Origin of the sequence: Methylocystis sp. IM3, from assembly GCF_038070105.1 — a bacterium.
GTDB lineage: Bacteria > Pseudomonadota > Alphaproteobacteria > Rhizobiales > Beijerinckiaceae > Methylocystis.
In genome coordinates this window covers 1,919,453-1,938,489 of the sequence record NZ_JBBPBZ010000002.1, presented here as the reverse complement: position 1 = coordinate 1,938,489, position 19,037 = coordinate 1,919,453, and the positions used below count along the sequence as shown (strand labels likewise).

The 19,037-nt window shown below is 65.9% G+C and carries 18 protein-coding genes and 1 pseudogene; 5 read left to right on the top strand and 14 right to left on the bottom strand.

Going from position 1 to position 19,037, the window contains the following annotated elements:
• Positions 1–15: 15 nt before the first annotated feature.
• Together WOC76_RS11355 and dusB are read right to left on the bottom strand one after the other, a co-directional pair.
• On the bottom strand, positions 16–1,191 hold the full coding sequence (locus tag WOC76_RS11355) for a two-component system sensor histidine kinase NtrB (protein ID WP_341106791.1): 1,176 nt from the start codon (positions 1,189–1,191) through the stop codon (positions 16–18).
• Positions 1,188–2,234 carry a tRNA dihydrouridine synthase DusB gene (gene dusB / locus WOC76_RS11350; protein ID WP_341108792.1) on the bottom strand — a complete coding sequence of 349 codons (1,047 nt, stop codon included), beginning with the start codon at positions 2,232–2,234 and terminating at the stop codon, positions 1,188–1,190. Before dusB ends, WOC76_RS11355 begins: the two co-directional genes overlap by 4 nt.
• 111 nt (positions 2,235–2,345) lie before the next feature.
• Between dusB and WOC76_RS11345 the strand changes: the two genes are divergently transcribed.
• Positions 2,346–3,554 carry a bifunctional 2-C-methyl-D-erythritol 4-phosphate cytidylyltransferase/2-C-methyl-D-erythritol 2,4-cyclodiphosphate synthase gene (locus WOC76_RS11345; RefSeq protein ID WP_341431420.1) on the top strand — a complete coding sequence of 403 codons (1,209 nt, stop codon included), beginning with the start codon at positions 2,346–2,348 and terminating at the stop codon, positions 3,552–3,554.
• Between the two features lie 162 nt (positions 3,555–3,716).
• Entirely contained in the window at positions 3,717–4,622 is a 906-nt protein-coding gene (cysD, locus tag WOC76_RS11340; protein WP_341106792.1) for a sulfate adenylyltransferase subunit CysD, read from the top strand.
• A gap of 5 nt (positions 4,623–4,627) precedes the next feature.
• On the opposite strand, the gene WOC76_RS24330 is transcribed toward cysD, so the two are convergent.
• Positions 4,628–4,828, bottom strand: coding sequence for a DUF6671 family protein (locus tag WOC76_RS24330; RefSeq protein WP_445730671.1), 201 nt, complete (start codon positions 4,826–4,828; stop codon positions 4,628–4,630).
• 9 nt (positions 4,829–4,837) lie between these two features.
• Positions 4,838–4,988 (bottom strand): annotated as a pseudogene (locus WOC76_RS24325) (DUF6671 family protein); the annotation flags it as partial.
• A gap of 416 nt (positions 4,989–5,404) precedes the next feature.
• Here WOC76_RS24325 and arfB point away from each other — a divergent pair.
• Complete coding sequence (arfB, locus tag WOC76_RS11335) at positions 5,405–5,827, top strand: alternative ribosome rescue aminoacyl-tRNA hydrolase ArfB (protein WP_341388414.1); 423 nt, start codon at positions 5,405–5,407, stop codon at positions 5,825–5,827.
• 150 nt (positions 5,828–5,977) lie between these two features.
• On the opposite strand, the gene WOC76_RS11330 is transcribed toward arfB, so the two are convergent.
• The 6 genes from WOC76_RS11330 to WOC76_RS11305 all read right to left on the bottom strand — a co-directional run bounded on the left by WOC76_RS11330 (position 5,978) and on the right by WOC76_RS11305 (position 12,850).
• Positions 5,978–6,460, bottom strand: coding sequence for a type II toxin-antitoxin system RatA family toxin (locus tag WOC76_RS11330; RefSeq protein WP_341106794.1), 483 nt, complete (start codon positions 6,458–6,460; stop codon positions 5,978–5,980).
• Between the two features lie 407 nt (positions 6,461–6,867).
• The gene (locus tag WOC76_RS11325; RefSeq protein WP_341106796.1) at positions 6,868–7,026 is read right to left on the bottom strand and encodes a Flp family type IVb pilin; all 159 of its coding nucleotides are present in this window, start codon (positions 7,024–7,026) and stop codon (positions 6,868–6,870) included.
• A 165-nt stretch (positions 7,027–7,191) separates the two neighbouring features.
• Positions 7,192–8,178 (bottom strand): lipoyl synthase, encoded by a 987-nt coding sequence (gene lipA, locus WOC76_RS11320; RefSeq protein ID WP_341106797.1) that lies wholly within the window; start codon positions 8,176–8,178, stop codon positions 7,192–7,194.
• A gap of 25 nt (positions 8,179–8,203) precedes the next feature.
• Positions 8,204–8,542, bottom strand: coding sequence for a hypothetical protein (locus tag WOC76_RS11315; protein ID WP_341106798.1), 339 nt, complete (start codon positions 8,540–8,542; stop codon positions 8,204–8,206).
• Positions 8,543–8,912: 370 nt separating this feature from the next.
• Positions 8,913–12,374 carry a DNA polymerase III subunit alpha gene (dnaE, locus tag WOC76_RS11310; RefSeq protein ID WP_341106800.1) on the bottom strand — a complete coding sequence of 1,154 codons (3,462 nt, stop codon included), beginning with the start codon at positions 12,372–12,374 and terminating at the stop codon, positions 8,913–8,915.
• 137 nt (positions 12,375–12,511) lie between these two features.
• Positions 12,512–12,850, bottom strand: a complete 339-nt coding sequence (locus WOC76_RS11305; protein ID WP_341106801.1) for a phasin family protein — start codon at positions 12,848–12,850, stop codon at positions 12,512–12,514.
• Positions 12,851–13,121: 271 nt separating this feature from the next.
• Here WOC76_RS11305 and WOC76_RS11300 point away from each other — a divergent pair, with 271 nt between their 5' ends.
• The gene (locus WOC76_RS11300) at positions 13,122–14,882 is read left to right on the top strand and encodes a D-alanyl-D-alanine carboxypeptidase (protein WP_341106802.1); all 1,761 of its coding nucleotides are present in this window, start codon (positions 13,122–13,124) and stop codon (positions 14,880–14,882) included.
• A 56-nt stretch (positions 14,883–14,938) separates the two neighbouring features.
• Here the strand turns inward: WOC76_RS11300 and WOC76_RS11295 are convergent, their stop codons facing one another.
• Together WOC76_RS11295 and WOC76_RS11290 are read right to left on the bottom strand one after the other, a co-directional pair.
• Positions 14,939–15,649, bottom strand: a complete 711-nt coding sequence (locus tag WOC76_RS11295) for a DnaJ domain-containing protein (RefSeq protein ID WP_341106804.1) — start codon at positions 15,647–15,649, stop codon at positions 14,939–14,941.
• Between the two features lie 3 nt (positions 15,650–15,652).
• Positions 15,653–16,366 (bottom strand): VWA domain-containing protein, encoded by a 714-nt coding sequence (locus tag WOC76_RS11290; protein ID WP_341106806.1) that lies wholly within the window; start codon positions 16,364–16,366, stop codon positions 15,653–15,655.
• A 124-nt stretch (positions 16,367–16,490) separates the two neighbouring features.
• Here WOC76_RS11290 and WOC76_RS11285 point away from each other — a divergent pair, with 124 nt between their 5' ends.
• Positions 16,491–17,021 carry a DUF2478 domain-containing protein gene (locus WOC76_RS11285; RefSeq protein WP_341106807.1) on the top strand — a complete coding sequence of 177 codons (531 nt, stop codon included), beginning with the start codon at positions 16,491–16,493 and terminating at the stop codon, positions 17,019–17,021.
• On the opposite strand, the gene WOC76_RS11280 is transcribed toward WOC76_RS11285, so the two are convergent.
• Positions 17,013–17,969 carry a DUF817 domain-containing protein gene (locus WOC76_RS11280; RefSeq protein WP_341388406.1) on the bottom strand — a complete coding sequence of 319 codons (957 nt, stop codon included), beginning with the start codon at positions 17,967–17,969 and terminating at the stop codon, positions 17,013–17,015. The two genes, WOC76_RS11285 and WOC76_RS11280, sit on opposite strands and share 9 nt — an antisense overlap.
• Complete coding sequence (locus WOC76_RS11275) at positions 17,950–18,984, bottom strand: amino acid ABC transporter substrate-binding protein (protein WP_341106811.1); 1,035 nt, start codon at positions 18,982–18,984, stop codon at positions 17,950–17,952. Before WOC76_RS11275 ends, WOC76_RS11280 begins: the two co-directional genes overlap by 20 nt.
• Positions 18,985–19,037: the final 53 nt, after the last annotated feature.

Sequence of the window (19,037 nt, the reverse complement as noted above, 5' to 3'; positions counted from 1 at the left end):
TGCGGGCGCAAAACCTCATGAACGCCTGCCCTCCTGCTGTTCGGCCGGCTTGGCGCGATACATGGGCATCAGAATTCGAAAGGTCGTGCGTCTGGGTAGGGAGTCGCATTCAATAATGCCGCCGTGGTCGTTGACGATCTTGGCCACCAGTGCAAGACCGAGGCCAGTTCCCGAGGCCTTTGTAGTCACAAAGGGATCGAAGAGATGGGCGGCGATGTCGTCCGGCACGCCGGGGCCGTTGTCGCGCACACAGAATTCCAGCGGCAGGCCGACGGGATTCCGCGCCCCCAGCGCGCGTAGGCTGACGCCGGGCCGAAATGCGGTCGAAAGCTCGATCTCGCCGTCGAGCGCATCGCCGCCGATCGCCTCGGCGGCGTTCTTCACGAGATTGAGGAACGCCTGCACGAGCTGGTCCCGATTGGCATGGACCGGTGGGAGCGAGGGATCGTAATTCTCGACGAATCTGATCCGGCGCGCGAAGCCGCTTTGCGCCACCTGCTTCACATGGTCCAGAACCGAGTGAATATTGACGCGCTCGCGCTTGAGCGGTCGGGCGTCGGAGAAGACTTCCATCCGGTCGACGAGGCGGACGATGCGGTCCGTTTCTTCGCAGATCAGCCGCGTCAGCGCGCGATCCGCGTCCGACAGACCGGGCTCCAGGAGTTGCGCCGCGCCGCGGATGCCGGACAGGGGATTCTTGATCTCATGGGCGAGCATGGACGCCAGCCCGGAAACCGAGCGCACCGCCGCGCGGTGGCTGAGCTGCCTGTCTATTTTATCGGCAATTGTTCGTTCTTGCAGCATGACCAGCACCAGGCCCTCGACCTCGGCGAGCGGCGCGCAATGCACGTCGACGCGGCGGTCGCCTTCCTGGCCGGGGCGGCCGAGGTCGATCTTGTACTCGTTGATCGCGGCGCCCCGGTCCCGCACATGCTGGATGAGCGTGATGAGCGGCGAGCCAAAGGGCAGAAGCCGGCCGATTTTCTGGCCGATCAGCAGCGGTTTGCCCAGTTCGAAGAAGGATTCGGCGGCCGCGTTGGCGTCCTCGATCACGCCGTCGCGGGTGACGGTGAAAATGGCGTTGGGCAGGGCCTCGAGCATGCCGCTGCGGCTGCGCTCGTCAATGATCTTGAGCGGGCCCAGCTCCCTGCGACGGGGATCGTCGCGCCCGGAGCGATCCGACAGGCTCATGCGGCAGCCTCTTGCGTCTTTGTGATGAAGATGGCGTCGATCAGCCGAAAAGCCTCCTGCGCGCAATTCGACGTCACCAGCGCGCGGCGAAGATCGGCGACCTCCGGAAAGCCTGCGCCGAAGGCCTCGTCGACATAGGCGGCGAGGTGTTTGCGGGCGTGGCGCAGCCCTGCCCCCGCGCCCATTTGGGTCAAGAGCCCGTCGAGATGCAGGCGCGCCGCCTCTCCCCGCTCCGAAAGCGCCGGCTCGGCCCGCCGCCGGCCGGTCGCGAGATAATGGGCGACGTCGCCCACGAGCCAGGGACGCCCCTGCGCCGCGCGGCCGATCATGACCGCATCGGCGCCCGACGCCTTGAGCATGTCAGCCGCGTCCTCCACGCTCTTGCAGTCGCCATTGGCGACGACCGGGATCGACACCGCCGCCTTGACCTCGGCGATCGCCGCCCAATCGGCCGAGCCCGTATAGAACTGCTGCCGCGTGCGGCCATGAACGGTGACGAGGGCGGCGCCCTCGGCCTCGGCGCGGCGGGCGAGTTCGGGCGCGTTTCGGGCGGCGTCGTCCCAGCCGAGCCGCATTTTCACGCTGAGCGGCGCGCGGATCGCCGCCCGCGCGGCGGCGATGAGCGCGGCGGCCTGGTCGAGATCGCGCATCAGCGCCGCGCCGGCGAGGCCGCCGGTCACCCGCTTGCAGGGACAGCCCATATTGATGTCCACCCAGTCGGCGCCGGCGTCTTCCGCATGTTTGGCGGCGGCGGCGATTCCGGCCGCGTCGCGCGCCGCGATCTGGATCACCCGCGGCGCGGACTCTGTCTTGCGCGCCTGACCGAGCCGCAGCGCGGTCTCCCGGTCGCCGCGCGCAACGCCCGCAGCAGTAATCATCTCGCTCACGGTGACGCTGGCGCCATAATGCTCCGCGATTCGCCGCATGGCCGGGTCGGTGACGCCGGCCATGGGCGCGAGAAAGGCGCGGCCCGAAAGGCTCAGGGGACCAATCCGCAAATTCGCCTGCACGGGCTGCGGGCCTATTTTTTCGGCATTATCCATCTTGCACACAGCATAAGCAGGGCTCTTCGCAGTTGCAACATGACTTTTTGTCACTGCTCCGCTTTTGAGACGGTAGTTTGACGGACGGCGCGAAAAGCGACACAGAGCGGCATGTCCGATCAGACCCTGGTTTCCATCCTCGTCGTCGCCGGCGGGCGGGGCTCCCGCGCCGGTGAAGGTCTACCGAAACAATATCGCAGCCTCGCCGGCGCCAGCGTGCTCGCCCGCACATTGGAGGCGATGCACGCCGCCGCGCCTGCCGCGCGGCTTACGGTCGTGATTCATCCCGACGACCGGGCGCTTTATGCCGCGAGCGTTTCGGAGCTGACCGATTCGGCCCGCGCCGCCCTCGCCGCCCCTGCGCTCGGCGGCGCGCTTCGGCAGGAGAGCGTCCGCAACGGGCTGGAGGCCATTGCGCGAGAGGCCGAGCCCGAGATCGTGCTGATCCACGACGCCGCGCGGCCCTTCGCCGATCCGGCGCTCGTCGCCCGCGCCATTGCCGCCGCCCGCGACCATGGCGCGGCGGTTCCGGGCGTGCCGCTCAATGATACGGTAAAGGAGATCGACGCGGCGGGCTTCGTCGTCGCGACGCCGGATCGCGCGCGCCTGCGCGCGGTGCAAACGCCTCAATCTTTCCGCTTCCCGCTCATCCTCGCCGCGCATCGCGAGGCCGCCGCGGGCGGGCGCGAATACACCGACGACGCCATGATCGCGGAGGCTGCCGGCTGCGCCGTGCATGTCTTTCCGGGCGATGCGCGAAATTTCAAGCTTACGACGCCGGAGGATTTTGCCCGCGCCATGCAACAGCTCGCACCCCCTTCCCTCGCCGCCCTGCCCGATGTGCGCATGGGCCAGGGCTATGACGTGCACGCCTTCGCGGAAGGCGACAAAGTCTGGCTTGGCGGCGTCGCAATCCCGCACAGCCATGCGCTCGCGGGCCATTCCGACGCCGACGTTCTCATGCACGCCATCACCGACGCCGTGCTTGGCGCAATCGCCGAGGGCGACATCGGCGCGCATTTCCCCCCATCCGACCCGCAATGGAAAGGCGCGGCGTCCGAGATTTTCCTCGCCCACGCTTGCAAGCTCGTGCGCGAACGCGGCGGCATGATCGCGCATGTCGACGCGACCGTCGTCTGCGAGGCGCCGAAGGTCGGCCCGCACCGCGAGGCGATCCGCGCCAGCCTGGCGAAAATCATGGGCCTCGACATCGGCCGCGTCGCCATCAAGGCGACCACGACGGAGAATCTCGGATTCACAGGACGCCGCGAAGGCATAGCCGCGCTGGCGATCGCCACGGTGCGGCTGCCGGAAGGCTGACCGGCGATGGTGGCGGGGGCGCTCCATAGGCGGGGCCGATGGAGCTCATCGTATATTTGAATAAGTTACGGATTTCGCGTCTATTTCGTGCCTCCAACCTTGCTGAATGCGCTGCAACATCGCAGTCTGACCCCCGCTATTTTCTAATTAAGGGACAGAGCGATGGGGCGGGCGCTTTCTCATCTGGCATGGCTCGAGGCCGAGGCCATTCACATCATCCGGGAGGCGACCGCCGAGGCGGACAATCCGGTGATGCTGTTTTCCGCGGGAAAGGACTCGACCGTCCTCGCGCATCTGGCGTTGCGCGCCTTCTACCCGAGCAAGCCGCCCTTCCCCCTCCTGCACATCGACTCGACCTGGGAGTTTCGCTCGCTCATCGAATTTCGAGACGATTTCGCGCGCCGCCATGGTTTCGATCTGATCGCGCACGCCAATGAGGAAGGGCGCGCGGCGGGCCTCAATCCCTTTGATTACGGGGACCGTTACACGCTGCTCATGCGCACCGAGCCGCTGAAGGGGGCGCTCGACCGGGGCAAATATGACGTGATCTTCGGCGGGGCGCGGCGCGACGAAGAGCGGTCCCGCGCCAAGGAGCGCATTGTTTCCGTGCGGGAAAACAATCACGTCTGGGATCCCCGCCATCAGCGGCCCGAGTTCTGGCGGCAATTCAATCTGCGGCTCGGGTGCGGCCAGTCCGCGCGCGTCTTCCCGCTCTCGAACTGGACGGAGCAGGACATCTGGGTTTACGCGATGCAGAAGGAGATCGAACTGGCGCCCCTTTATTTCTCGCAGCTTCGCCCTGTCGTGCGGCGCAAGGAGGCGCTCGTGGTCGTGGACGACGAGGCGCGGATGCGTTTCCAGCCGGGCGACGAGATCGAGATGAGGCGGGTGCGGTTCAGAACGCTCGGCTGCTGGCCCGTGACTGGCGCGATCGAATCGGAGGCGACCGACATCGCTTCCGTTCTCGACGAAACGCTGGACGCGCGGGTTTCCGAGCGGCAGGGCCGGATCAGCGACGGCGAGGACGGCGGCTCGCTCGAACAGAAGAAGCGGGAAGGATATTTCTGAGGCGCTCAGGGGTTGCAGAGATCGCAGCACTGCGCATCGGCGCGCAGGGACGGCGGGCGCATATGCCTTTGCGCTTCGAAGCCGCACCCGCGGCAGCGATGCAGCTCCCCGCGGACGATACGGGTCGGCGCGCCGCAGTCGGCGCAGGGCAAGCCGCGCAGCACGGTCTCGACGCCGAAGCCGGGCGCGCCGCACGGCGGTCGAATCGTAGTTCGTCCGCGTCCGTCTCTGGGCGGTGATTTCGAGCCCTCTCTCCCCGTCGAGCAAAACGATGAGCTCCACGCCGGAGGCGAGGAACGGGACGATGGGAGGCGGGCCGAAGGCGCCTTCGCTTCCCAGGCCGATCGGAGCGCCGGAATGCGCCATGGCGAGGCGCGCCTTGGCTCGCGCGGCGTCGAGCATGCTCCCGAAGCGCGAGATCTCTCCGGTAAAGGCGCCCAGGCTGTCGGTATCCACATCGGCGACGAGCGCCACGCTCAAACCCAGGCGGGACAGCGGTTCGCCGATGACGCGGTCCTTGTCGTGCATGGTGGCGATCGCGGCGCGCCGTCCGTGGAAAGGATGTCTCTGCGCCATTTTTCGAGCCGTCGCCTGTCTGCGCGCCTGCCCCTTGTAGCCTTTTTCGCAAGGGCCAGAAATTGCCTGCCGTTGTTCTAACGTTCGTAAAATTATATGGCGTTAGAACGATAGTTATAATCAACGCTCTCGTCTTGACATTCCCCGAGCCGGGGCGCCGATTGATATGAATTTCGCGCAGCGCCCGAAAAGGCTTGGGACCCGCCATGATACGAATCACGCCATTCCTCTGGCTCGAAGACGGGGAAATCACGCTCGAATTCCTGCGCGCTTCCGGCCCCGGCGGACAGAATGTGCAGAAGGTCGAGACCGCCGTCCGCCTGCGCTTCGACGCGCGGCGGTCTCCGAGTCTTCCCGAGGGCGTCCGGGCGCGGCTGGAGCGTCTGGCGGGCGCGCGGCTCACCAAGGATGGCGTGATCATCATCGAGGCGCAGCGCCACCGGACCCAGGAGCGAAACCGCGCCGACGCCATCGAGCGCCTTATCGACCTGATCCGTGAAGCCGCCGCCCCGCCGCCACCCCCGCGGCGCAAGACCAAACCGACGCTCGGTTCGAAAATCCGTCGCCTGGAAGGCAAGAAACTGCGTGGCGGCGTCAAGGCGATGCGCGCCCGACCGGATCATGATTAGCGCTGGAATTACGCTTCCCGTATTTATGCTGTGACGTAAATTACGTGCGACGTAAAGTTTTTACGCTGGACGTAATTCATCAGGAAGGTGAGTTGGACGGTCCGGCGCCGCGATCGCGCGCCGGTGGGGCCTTTCTCCGACGGACAGGTCTTATTTCGGCGCCCGACGCCGGCCATAAACCTCGTCGGCGCGCTTCACGAAGGCGTCGGCGTATTTCTGGAAAGCCTTGTCGAACATGGCGCCCATGACAAGGCCGAGCGCCACGCTCTTGAATTCGTAGGCGATGAAGAAATCAATGATCGAGCGGGGCGCGCCGTCGGGTCCCGGCGCCTCTTCACGGAAGGACCAGCGGTTGTCGAGCTTGCGGAACGGCCCGTCGATGTAGCCGACCCTCACCTCGAGCGTGTTCGAGTCGCAGGTGACGCGGCTCGTATAGCGTTCGCAGATGGCCTTGAAGCCGACCTGCATCTCGGCCACCAGCTCGACGACCCCCGGCGCGACTTCCGCGCGGCGGCGGACTCGCATGGCCTCACAGAGCGGCACGAATTGCGGGTAGGTCTCGACATTGGCGACCAGGGCGAACATGTCAGCGGCGCTGTGGGAGACGTGGCGGCGCGTGCGAAAGCTTTTCATGGGTCCGGGCTTTTAAGCGATTTCCGCCGGGGAGGAAACGTGCTCGTCGACGGCTTCGATAGCGCTGGAGATTACGTCGCCTGTGAAAGGAAGGAAATATGCCGGGGGCGCGCTCATCCGGGAAAGACCAATCCGCGCCCGAAAAAGGCTTCTGGAGCCACGGCGCCCTGCCCGCCCGAGGGTGAGAACGCCGAAGATTACGGGCGGCCCTCGCCCGCTCTGGGCCGGGAGCGCCAGAGCGGGAGGGCGTGCGCTCTCGCGCGTCTCACGGGGGGGGGCACACTCGGAGGGGCGCCGGTGCGGCCATCCGGGAGCTGGGCCTAAAAAACCAGGCGCCGAGCGCATCTCGACCCCTGCCGCTTTGGGCGCAGGGCGCTCGAAGGCTCATGCGCCCCCTGTAGACGAACCTAAAGGTTGCCCGTGACCGCCGCGAAGGTCGTCGAAAGCTTCGTTCCTAGCGCCCTGGTCGACGCAATGATGCCGGTGCAAAGCAGCGCTGTCAGGAGGCCGTATTCGATAGCCGTTGCGCCAGAGTCATCGGCCAAAAACTCCTTGATCTTTCTCATTGCTGGAACTCCGTATCCAAGCCTCCGCCATGCCTTCCACGGCGTCACGCGTCGACAATTATTGTCGACAAGGCTCAGGATCAGGTTAACAGCTCGATCTCGACAGTCGGGCGCTCTTCGCATCCCTAAAAAAGTGACACCACGATACGTCGGAAAGTGTCAGCGTCATTCCGCCGAGCTGTCCATATCGACTCCCGCCGTGCGCGCCTTCCGCAGCCGCTCGAAATCCTCGCCGGCGTGGTGCGACGAGCGCGTGAGCGGCGAGGCGGCGACATGGGCGAAGCCCTTGGCGAAGGCGAGCGCCTTATAGGCGTCGAACTCCTCGGGCGTGACGAAACGGGCTACGGGATGGTGCTTGCGGGTCGGCTGGAGATATTGGCCGAGCGTGATGAAGTCGATGTCGGCCGAGCGCATGTCGTCCATCACCTGCATCACCTCGTTGCGGGTCTCGCCGAGGCCGAGCATGAGGCCGGATTTGGTGAAGAGCCGAGGGTTCAGCTCCTTGACGCGCTGCAAGAGCCGCAGGGAGTGGAAATAGCGGGCGCCGGGGCGCACTGTCACATAGAGAGACGGCACGGTCTCGAGATTGTGGTTGAAGACATCCGGCGCCGCCTCGACCACCTGCTCGAGGGCGCCCTCCTTGCGCAAAAAGTCGGGCGTCAGCACTTCGATCGTCACGCCGGGACATATCTGCCGGATTGCCCGGATCGTCCGCGCGAAATGCTCGGCGCCGCCGTCCGGCAGGTCATCCCGGTCGACCGAAGTGACGACGACATGAGAGAGGCCGAGGGCGTTCGTCGCTTCGGCCACCCTGTCCGGCTCGTCCGGATCAAGCTGCGCCGGAAGACCGGTGGCGACATTGCAGAAGGCGCAGGCCCGCGTGCAGACCTCCCCCATGATCATGAAGGTGGCGTGCTTCTTTTCCCAGCACTCGCCGATATTGGGACAGGCGGCTTCCTGGCAGACCGTGGCGAGGCCGGCGTCCTTCAAGAGCGCGCTGGTCTCGGCCCAGGCTTTGGAGCCCGGCGCCTTCACCCTGATCCACGACGGCTTTCGCAGCACGGGCTGATCGGGCCGGGCCGCTTTCTCAGGGTGGCGCAGCGCGCCCGTTTTCGGGCGCGGGTCGTTGTTCAAGAGGTCGATGACGGGCACAGGGAGCCTCCCCCTGCGCCTTTATCTAGGCGCTGAACCGGCCAAGGGCAATGTGGTCGGGTCGCTCCGATAATGGCGGATGCCGCCGGCGCCACGCATAGGCAAGCGCCGCCGCGCCCAGAAACGCGGCTACGAACTCGGTCGCGCCGCCTCTCGTCGCCCGCCCAATCAGGCAGGCCAGCTCCGCCCCGAGCCAGGCGCCGCAAACGCCCATGATGGCGAGCGTTGGAGACCAGCCTCCCCATCTGCCCGATTGCTGCCCGAGGCCCCACCCCACGGCGAGCCCCATGATCACAAAGGCGGCGAACTGTACGTGCAGGGAGGACGCCGAGGCGCCGAGCGCCGCGTCCAGAAAATCGCCCATGACAGACTCCCCCGACGCCCCTCCGCCAATCGAAGGAGCGCACTGGGTTAACGTCAAATGCGCCGCCATCGTTCCCTTTCCCACGCCGCCATCAACAGGAGCATTTTCCTATCAGCGCTTCGGCTTGCCATTCAGGCCATGTCAGTGGAGCTGGCGCGAGGCGTCTCTCCTCTTGCCGCGCGGGCATGGCATTGAATGAGGAGCCTCAAGGCCGGCGGCCTCAGTCTGGGACTTCCCAGCATGGGTCGAAAACGGGTTCAGCAGTGCTGAGAAAATGGATTAAAAGTGATACATGAAAATTGAAATATTTTAATATCAGTGACTTACAAAATTAAGTTCAACTTGAACTTCAAGTTCAACAAGAACTTCATCACAAATATTCGACCTCCAGCACACCGGGGATTTCCCGCAGCGCGGAGGCGACTTCAGCGTTGACCGGATAGCCGCCCGGCAGGCGTATTTCGATTTCTTCCGGCGCGACATCGCGCCGGACGAGGACCGAAATCTCGCCCTCGCCCTTTCCGGAGATCCTGTCTTTAATCCTATCGATCGGACTTTTGTCCCCGACAACGACTCGCAGGCCGCGATGGGCGCGGGCGGCCGCGGCGGCCAGCGGCTCGACCGTGACGATGCGGGCGCGCACCTCGTCGCCATCGACGCTGGCCGAGAGCGTGACCAGAACGGCGGCGCCCTTCTCCAGTGCGTCGCGATACTGGTTGAGCGCTTCCGAGAAAAGGATGGCCTCATATTGGCCAGTCGTATCGGAGAGCTGGACGATGCCCATCTTGGAGCCGGACTTGGTTCGGCGCTCGGCGCGGTCCAGAACCACCGCCGCGAGGCGGCCGGCGGTGGCGCCGTTCTTCACGTCGGCCACGAATTTGGTCCAGCGCGACACCCTCAATTTGGGTAGGAGGCCGGCATAGGAATCGAGCGGGTGGCCGGAAAGGAAGAATCCCGCCGCCTCATATTCGCGCCTGAGCCTCTCCCCCGCCGGCCATTGCTGGACCTTGGGCAGCGCGAGGTCGTCCGCCTCGGCCTCCCCGAAGAGCGCGTTCTGTCCGGCCTTGCGGTCCTCGGCGTGGCGGTTGGCGGCGGCGAGGATCGGCTCGATGGCGGCGAAGGCGCGGGCGCGATTGGGGTCCAGCTCGTCGAAGGCGCCGCAGGCGGCGAGATTTTCGAGCACCTTCTTGTTCACCTCGCGCGGGTTGAGGCGCCGCGCGAAGTCGGAAAGGCTCGTGAAGGGGCGGTCGCCGCGCGAGCGGACGATCGACTCCGCCTGCCCCTCGCCCACCCCCTTGATGGCCGAAAGCGCATAGCGGATCGTGAGCTTGCCGTCCGCGCCGGGCGCCACGTCGAAATCGACGCCGGAGCGCCGGATCGAGGGCGGCTCAACCGCAATGCCCAGCCGGCGCGCCTCGTCGCGAAACTCGGCCAGCTTGTCGGTCTGGCTCTTGTCGAAGGTCATAGAAGCGGCGAGGAACTCGGCCGGGTAATGCGCCTTGAACCAGGCGGTCTGATAGGCGATCAGCGCATAGGCCGCCGCGTGGGATTTGTTGAAGCCGTAGTCGGCGAATTTCGCCAGCAGGTCGAAGATGAAATTGGCGAGATCGGCCTTCACCTCTCGCTCGATGGCGCCTTTGACGAAGCGCTCGCGCTGGGCGTCCATCTCGGCCTTGATCTTCTTGCCCATGGCGCGGCGGAGCATGTCGGCCTCGCCCAGCGTATAGCCGGAGAGCACCTGGGCGATCTGCATCACCTGTTCCTGATAGATGATGACGCCGAAGGTCTCCTTGAGGATGGGCTCGATCTTGGGGTGGTAGTAATCCGCCTCCTCGTCGCCGTGCTTCACCGCGCAATAGGTCGGGATGTTGGCCATCGGGCCGGGGCGGTAGAGGGCGACGAGGGCGATGATGTCCTCGAAACGGTCGGCGTGCATCTCGACCAGCGCCTTGCGCATGCCGGCGCTTTCGAGCTGGAACACACCCACGGTCTCGCCGCGCCCGAGCATGGCGTATGTGTCCCTGTCGTCGAGCGGAACCTTGGCGAGGTCGAAATCCGGGTCGCGGCGGCGGGCGAGCTTGCCCGCCATGGCGAGCACGGTCAGCGTCTTGAGCCCGAGAAAGTCGAATTTGATCAGCCCGGCCGGCTCCACCCACTTCATGTTGAACTGGGTCGCCGGCATGTCGGACTTCGGGTCGCGGTAGAGCGGCGTCACCTGATGCAGCGGCCGGTCGCCGATGACGACGCCCGCGGCGTGGGTCGAGGCGTTGGAATAGAGCCCTTCGAGCGCCCCAGCGATCTTGAACAGCCGCGCCACGCGCTCGTCCTGCTCGGCGGCCTCCTTCAACTTCTGCTCGCCGGCGACAGCCTCCGCAAGAGTTACGGGCTTGGCCGGGTTCTGCGGCACGAGCTTGGCGAGCTTGTCGACCTGGCCGAGCGGCATTTCCAGCACGCGGCCGACGCTGCGCAGCACGCCGCGCGCGAGAAAGGAGCCGAAGGTGATGATCTGCGCCACGCGGTCCGCGCCGTAGCGGTCGCGAACGTAATCGATCACCTCGCCTCGCCGCGTCTGGCAGAAGTCGATGTCGAAGTCCGGCATCGACACGCGCTCGGGATTGAGGAAGCGTTCGAAGAACAGCCCGAAGCGCAGCGGATCGAGGTCGGTGATGGTCAGGGCGTAGGCGACGAGCGACCCCGCGCCCGAGCCGCGCCCCGGCCCCACCGGAATGCCTTGCGCCTTGGCGTATTTGATGAAGTCCGAGACGATCAGGAAGTAGCCGGGAAAGCCCATCTTCTCGATGGTCGAGAGCTCGAAGTCGAGGCGGGCCGAATAGTCTTCGCGGGTAAAGCCCTCCGCCGGACCATGGGCGGAGAGCCGGGCCTCCAGCCCCTCGGTCGCCTGGCGGCGCAGTTCCTCGGCCTCAACTTCGGTGAGCGGCCGGTCGTCCGGCGCGTCGCGCAGAAAGCGCGGCATGATCGGCTTGCGGGTGCGCGGTCGGTAGCTAACGCGGCGCGCGATTTCGACCGTATTGGCGGTCGCCTCCTCGAGATCGGCGAAGAGCGCCCGCATCTCCGCGCGGGTCTTGAAATAATGCTCCGGCGTGACGCGGCGGCGGTCGGCGACGCCTGTCACCGTGCCCTCGGCGATGCAGAGCAGCGCGTCATGGGCCTCGAAATCGCTGCGCGCGGCGAAATAGGGCTCGTTCGTCGCGACGAGAGGCACGCCCTTTCGATAGGCGAGGTCAAGAAGCTGCGGCTCGACCTCCTGCTCGGAGGGGAGCTTGTGGCGCTGAAGCTCCAGATAGAGCCGGTCCCCGAAGAAGCCGAGCAGCGTCTCCAGTCGCGCCCGCGCGGATTCCGGTTGGCCAGCCGCGAACATGCGGTCGAGCGGCCCATCCGGCCCGCCGGTCAGCGCGATCAGCTCGGCAGCGTCCTCGGCCAGAGCGGCGAGCGTTACATGCGGCTCGTCGCCCTCCTCCGTATCGAGCCAGGCGCGCGAGGCGATCCGCATGAGGTTGAGATAGCCGGTCTCGGATTTGGCGAGGAGGACGATATTGCCCTTGCCCTCGTCGCGCGCCGAGGCGCCGCTGCTCCTCGCGTCGCCGAAATCGACGCGCAGTTGCACGCCGGCGATGGGCTGTATGCCAGCCTTGGCTGCTTTTTCGGAAAATTCCAGCGCGGCGAAGAGATTATTGGTGTCGGTGACGGCGAGCGCCGCCTGTTCGTCGCGCGCGGCGAGGTCGATCAGCTTGCCGATCGTCAGCGCGCCCTCGCGCAGAGAAAAGGCAGTGTGGAGATGGAGGTGGACGAAACCAGCTTTTCCGGCGCTCATGGCCGAAGTTTAATGATTTACAGCCCCCGCCGAAACAGCAGATTGCGGGCGTCCACAAAAGCAAAGCCCGGCGAAGCTTGGCCTCGCCGGGCGAAATCCGTCGCGCCGCCCCGGACGAAAGAGGCGCCGATGGAGCCTTACTCGGCCGGCGTGAAGGTCTTCGTCACCGACTCGAACGGCTTGAAGGCGTCCTTGGCGATCGAGGCGTAAAGCTCGCCGAGCTTGGTCGCCTCGGCGACGAAATCCTCGTAGCTCGTCTTGGCGAAGTCGGTCTGGAGGGCGAAGGCTTCGTCGATCTTCTTCACCGCAATGAGCTTTTCAGCAAGCAGGCGGCTCTTCTCGAAAGACTTCTTGGAATAATCGGTCGTCTCGGCCGCAATGCTCTGCCAGCCCTTCGTGACCGCCGCGGCGGCTGCGGAAACAGCTTCGAACTGCTCTTTTCCGATCTGCTGCACGCTGTCGAAATTGGCGACCATGGGGTTCGTCCTCTATATTGGCGCTGCATCCTGAGATACGCCGCCCCCTGGCGGCGCGGCGTACGCGCCGGCTAACATCCAAAATATATGCGCTGCACAAAAGATCGTCAATAAAAATGTTGCGGCGCAAAAATGCCTGTCAGTTTTGGAAAAAAGCTTAACCCGCAAGTAACCGCATTCTCTTACCCTGAGGAACTGTAGCGTTTTTGCGACTCCTACTTCTGGTTGTCGCCTCCCGAAAGTGCCAGTTTCCGTAAGGGCGCGTATACCCATGTCGAAATCGAGTTTGCTGGACCGCCTGGCTCAGCCCCGCTCCCTCGCCGCGATTTTTGCGGCCATCATGGCTTTCATTGCCATCACGGCGATCCCGGCCGAAGCGCGTCGCCACGGCCATCGCTCCTATCACGCTTTCCATCACCACTTTGTACATCACCGCGCTTACGCGCAGCATGAGCGCAGCCACCGTTTCACCGCCTCGACTGCTGGCGGCGGCGACGCGATCATCGGCGAGCACCGGGGCTTTGCGGCCATTGTCGTCGACGGCAACAGCGGCGAGACACTCTACGCCCGAAATGAGCACGAGCTGCGTCACCCGGCCTCGGTCACCAAGGTGATGACGCTCTACCTGCTCTTCGAGCAGCTCGAAAAGGGCCGTCTGCGGCTCGATACGCCGCTGATGATCTCCTCCCATGCGGCGGCGCAGGCGCCCTCAAAGCTCGGGCTTCAGCCGGGCGAGACCATCAGCGTCGAGAACGCCATCAAGGCCGTGGTGACCAAATCGGCGAACGACATCGCCTGCGCCATCGCCGAGAACATCGGCGGCGACGAGCGGACGTTCGCGCAGATGATGACCCGCAAGGCTCATGCGCTCGGGATGCGGAACACCCATTACGCCAACGCCTCGGGCCTGCCCGATCCCGCCCAGATCACGACCGCCTATGACCTTTCGGTCCTCGGGCGCGCGATTCAAGATCGCTTCCCGCGCTACTATCGTTATTTCTCCATCCACAGCTTCGCCTACAATGGCGCGCTGCACGGCAATCACAACCATCTCCTCGGCCGCGTCGAGGGCATGGACGGGATCAAGACCGGCTACACCCGCGCGTCGGGCTTCAACCTGCTGACCTCCGTGCGCCGGGGCAATCATCACATCGTGGCCGTCGTCATGGGCGGAACCACGGCGGCGGGCCGCGATCGCATCATGGCCAATCTGATCGAGGAGCATATCCGCGGCGGCGCGTCCGTCCGCACGGCGGCCGCAATCACGGAAGACGCTTCGGCGCCGGACGAAGCCGCCGAGGCGCCCTCGGTAGAGCGCGTCGCCGAGTCCCGTGTCGTGGAGCCTCGCGTCGCCGCTCCCGAGCCCGCGATCCAGCCGGCGGTTGCGCGCCAGCCGGAGCGGCTCGCCTACGCCGAGGAGCCCGCGCTCGCCCCCGATCCGGACGAGGCCGCCGCCGCGCCCGCGCCGCTGGCGCTGCGCCGCGCCGTCACCGCTCCGGTTCCTCCCGCCGCGATCCCGGCGCGGGAAAAATCCGAGAAGTCTGTCGAAAAGGCCGCGCAAGTCCGCCCCGCCTTCGTCTCCGGCGTTCAGAAGCGGGTCGCGGAAGAGCCTGCGCCGGCCAAAAAGGCGCACGGCAAGGATTTGCCCAAGCATGAGCTCGCCTCCGTGATCGACGGCTCCACCTCGAGCCGCGCCGCCAGGGGCAAGGAAATCACCGTCGCCACGACGACGCCCTCGGCCATCCGCACGACCAATGTCGCGAAGGCCGACGCCGCGCGGCCGACCAAGCCGGGCTGGATGATTCAGATCGGCGCCGCCGAGGACCCGGAGAAGGCCAATCAGATGCTTTCGCGCGCGCGGAGCCAGCTTCAGGGCTTCCCGCCCACGGCGCGGGCTTTCACCGAGAAAGTGCAGAAGGGCAATGAGACGCTCTGGCGCGCCCGCTTCGCGGGGCTCGAGGAGCAGAGCGCCCAGTCGGCCTGCAAGGCGCTCAAGAAGTCCGGCTTCGCCTGCTTCACGACGAAGAACTGAGAAGGTCGCCCGCCATGTCCGCCACCTGGGATCATGACGAACCCGCGCGGCGCCGCCTAGTGATGGCGCCGCATCAGGACATCCTTGGCTTCATTTACCCGCGCGGCCAGATCCGTCGTCCCGCCAAGATCTGGATGAAGTTTCTTCATCAGATCGCGGTGGGCCCGGGCAATGTCGGCCGCCGCCGCGCCCTTTTTCAGACCGAGAATTTCGTAAGCTTCATCCTCGGTAATCGTGCCCGAGCGGCGCGCGCCCGTCTCGCCGCCGCTCCCCGCGTTTCGGTGCGGATCGCCTGCCGCACGCCATCCGGAAAAGCGGCGGTCCATATACGCCTCTAGCAGGCGGGCGCCCTCCGGATCGTCGCGGAGGCAAATGTTGTAGAGCTGGAGAAGAGCGGGTCTGGTCAGCGCGTCCAGCCGCTTGCCCTCGTCCTTGCCCGCGAGGATCATGCCGCGAATGGCCCCTGTGGCGTGGTCGAGCTCCATCTCGATCATCGCCGAGCGCACCCGAGAGACGCCTCCCCCGCCCGAACCCGCGTTGCGCATCCCGGTCTGAGAGCCAAGGCTCATCAGCCAGAGTCCCGTAGCCCCCAGGCCGATACCGAAGTCGAGGCGCCCGCGCGCCAGCAACAATCCGCCGAGCGCCATCAGCAGAAAACCGCCGCCCCGCCGGAGGAGCCGCGCGAGAAACGCGGGCGACGCCCGAGTATAGGCCTTGAGCGCATAGAGCCCGAGTGCAAGCGCGATTATTCCGACAAGGACAGGCATGGCTTATCGTGACCCCATCTGCGACAGCAGCAGCCGGGCGGCGCCCTCGCCCTGCTCCGCGCGTCTTTCCAGTTCCGGCAGGCCGCCGGCGGCGTAAGCGGCGGCGGCGCCCAGCAATTCAGCGAGACGGCGCGGCGCCGAGAGATCGAAGGCGGCGTAAGCTCCACCCGTGAGGCGCGCGATCTCGCGGAAGGCGGCCCTGGCCGCTGGATCGTCGCCCTCCTGAAACATGAACGCCTTGAGCCCGAGCAGGCCGAGTTCGCCAGCAAGCGACGCCAGATGGTCGGCTTTCTCCTCCATGGCGTCGCCGATATAGACGAGCGCGCCCACGCGCCGCGCGCGCGCCTCGTCGAGCGCATGGCCGAGCACGCGGCCGATCTGGGTCTTGCCGCCCTGGCAGGAAATGCGGCCCATCAGCGCGCCGAGACCCTCGCCCTGCGAAACAAAGCGCGAGGCGCGGCACTCGCCGAAGCCGCGGAAATAGACAAGCTGCACGTCGAGCCCGCCCTGCCGGGCCGTGGCGCGAAACATTTCGCCCTGAATGGACTGCGCCACATCCCAGGTCGGCTGGCGGCTCATGGTCGCGTCGAGGGCAAAAATCAACCGGCCGCGCCCGCCCGCCTCCGCGACGCCGCGCGCCTTTTCGAGGAAGGCGTCGATGGCGCTGTCTTTGCCTGCGGGGCGCGGCGCCGGCGCCTTGTTGCGGTCATCGCCCACTGAGGTTCACGTCGCTTGTTCGTAACGTTATTATAAAATCGGTTTCCTCCGATACAAAACAAGTGCCGCCGCGGCTAGCGTCGGCCGCTCCCGGCGCTGAAACGCAAAGAAAAAAGGGGTTCTGATGGAACGCGACGCCCTGCCGCCCACCCCGATCGCGGCCCTCCCCGCGCAGGAAAGCGAAACGGTGCAGTCGCTGATGCGGCGATTCGCGCTCGAACTGACCGATACGGGCCTGCGCGTCGGCGGCGTCACCCAGATGCGCGGCGCCGACCCCTCGGGCCGCTCGCGGATCTTCCTGCGCGACGTGGCGTCGGAAGCGGAGTTCCTGATCTCGCAGGATCTCGGCCCCGGTTCGGTCGCCTGCAATCTCGACGCCGGAGAGCTGGCGCTGGCCTGCGCGGCGGTCGAACGCGCGGCGCGCGCAGGCGCCGATCTCATCGTCGTGAGCAAATTCGCCAAGCAGGAAGCCGAGCGCGGCGGGCTCTGCGACGCCTTCCGGGCCGCGATGATGGCGCGCATCCCCGTCGTTGCGGCGGTCTCGCCTTATTTCCGCGAGGAATGGCGGCTCTTTGCCGGGCCTCTGGCCGAGGATGTGGCGCCCTCGCGCGAGGCCTTGGCCGAGTGGTGGGCGCGGGCGCAACGACTAGGCTGAGAGCCCCGCGCGAAGCCGGTCGTCATGGCGGGCGCGCGAGCGCGTCAACGGCGCCTCGCTCGGCGGCTGCGGTTTGCAGACGAGCGCGACCATCGCATAGCTGACGATCTGCAACAGGAACCAGGAGCCGAGCTTGCCCAAGCCGACAGGCCTCCAAGCGTTCAACTGATTGGGATAGAGCCAGATATGGCTGTAAGTGCTGGCGTTTTCCGCCAGCCAGATGAAACACGACGCGAGGAACGCGGCCAGCAACAAAGGCATCGTACGCCAGCAATGATGAATGCGGTAGTAAATGGTCGTGCGCCAGAACAATGCCGCGGTCGCGACAAAAAGCGCCGCGCGCATGTCGGCCACATAGTGGTGCGCGAAGAAATTGACGTAGATCGCCACGGCGAGCAGCGAGACCTGCCACATCGGGGGGTGGTTGCGAAACCGAAAGTCGAACAGCTCCCACGCCCGCATCATGTAGCTGCCGACGCAAGCGTACATGAAGCCGGTGAAGAGCGGGACGCCGTCGATGCGAAAAAAGGCGGTCTCGGGATAAACCCAGGCGCCGTGAGCGGTCTTGAACAGCTCCATCACCACGCCCACCAGGTGGAAGAGGAAGATGACGCCCGCCTCTGTCACCGACTCGAAGCGAAGAAGCAGCAGCGCCGCCTGAACGCCCAGAGCGGCTAGAAAGAGGAAGTCGTACCGGCTGAGAGCTGCATCTGGCGGATAGAAGAGCCGCGTCGCCAGCACCAAGGCGAGCATGACGCCGCCGAACAGGCAGGCCCAAGCCTGCTTCAATCCAAACCTGATGAATTCGTAGAAAAATCGTCGGAACGGCCCGCCCTCGACCGCCCATCGGCCGATCCGCGCGTCAATCTCGACGAAACGGCGTAGCGGCGGCCAGAGCTCCGCCGCGCTTTCTCCCCTCAGACCCCTCTCATCTGACCGCTGGCGCATACATCAACCCGCCTTTGTTCCATAGCGCGTTGACGCGCCGCTCCATGTCGAGCGGCGAATTATGCCCAAGGTTGCGCTCGAAGACATCGGCGTAATTTCCGACATGCTTGACAATGCGGTAAGGCCAGTCGCCCGCGAGTGCGAGGCCCGCGCCGCGATCGCCTTCGACTCCCAGCAGATGGCGGATGCGCGGGTCTTCCGATTTCAGCGCGGCGTCGGCGTTGGCGGCCGAGACTGAAAGCTCCTCGGCGTCGATCATCGCAAACAGCGCCCAGCGCAGGATCGTGAGCCATTGATCGTCGCCCTGCCTGACGACGGGGCCGCGCGGCGCCTTGGTGAGAAGGTCGGGGAGAACGTCGTGCTCCTGCGGATCGGTAAGCTTCGCCCGCGCCGCGTAGAGGGTCGAGGCGTCGGCGCTCAGCGCGTCGCACTGGCTCTTGCCGTAACCGGCGGCGGCCTCCTCGAACGTCGGAAAGGACTTCGGCGCGTAGGGCGTCCGGCGGGCGTGAAAGAAATCGGTCAGTTCCAGCTCGCTCGACGTGCCCTGCTGCACGCAGACAGAAACGTCGGCAAGATCGGCGGCGGAGGCAAAGCTGCGCTGGCGGCGCACGAGAAAACTTTGGCCGTCGTGGAAGGAAACGCCGGCATAGACGACGCGCTGCGCGCCATCCCGCGATTGCGTCCAGGGCGCCGCGCTTGCGAGCAGGTCCACCCAGCCCGATTGCAGGGCCGAGACGCGATCCTTTTGACCGAGGCCGAGAAAGCGCACCTTGGCGGGATCGTCGAAGATGGCCGCCGCGACGGCGCGGCAGAAATCCACATCGAAGCCGCGCCACGTTCCCGTTTCGTCGGGCTGGGCGAAGCCCGCGGCCTCGGTGACGCCACAGGACAGATACCCGCGCCGCAGCACTTGCGCGAGGGTCGGACCCGGCTCCGTTTGAGCAAAGGCGCCATGGCTCACGAACGCAAGCATGACTGCTGCGGCGACGGCGCGAAAAAAGCGTCGGGCGATCATCGTCAGGCTCGGCTTTGCATGGCTGTTATACTAGGTTCGATTCCAGCAAGCGC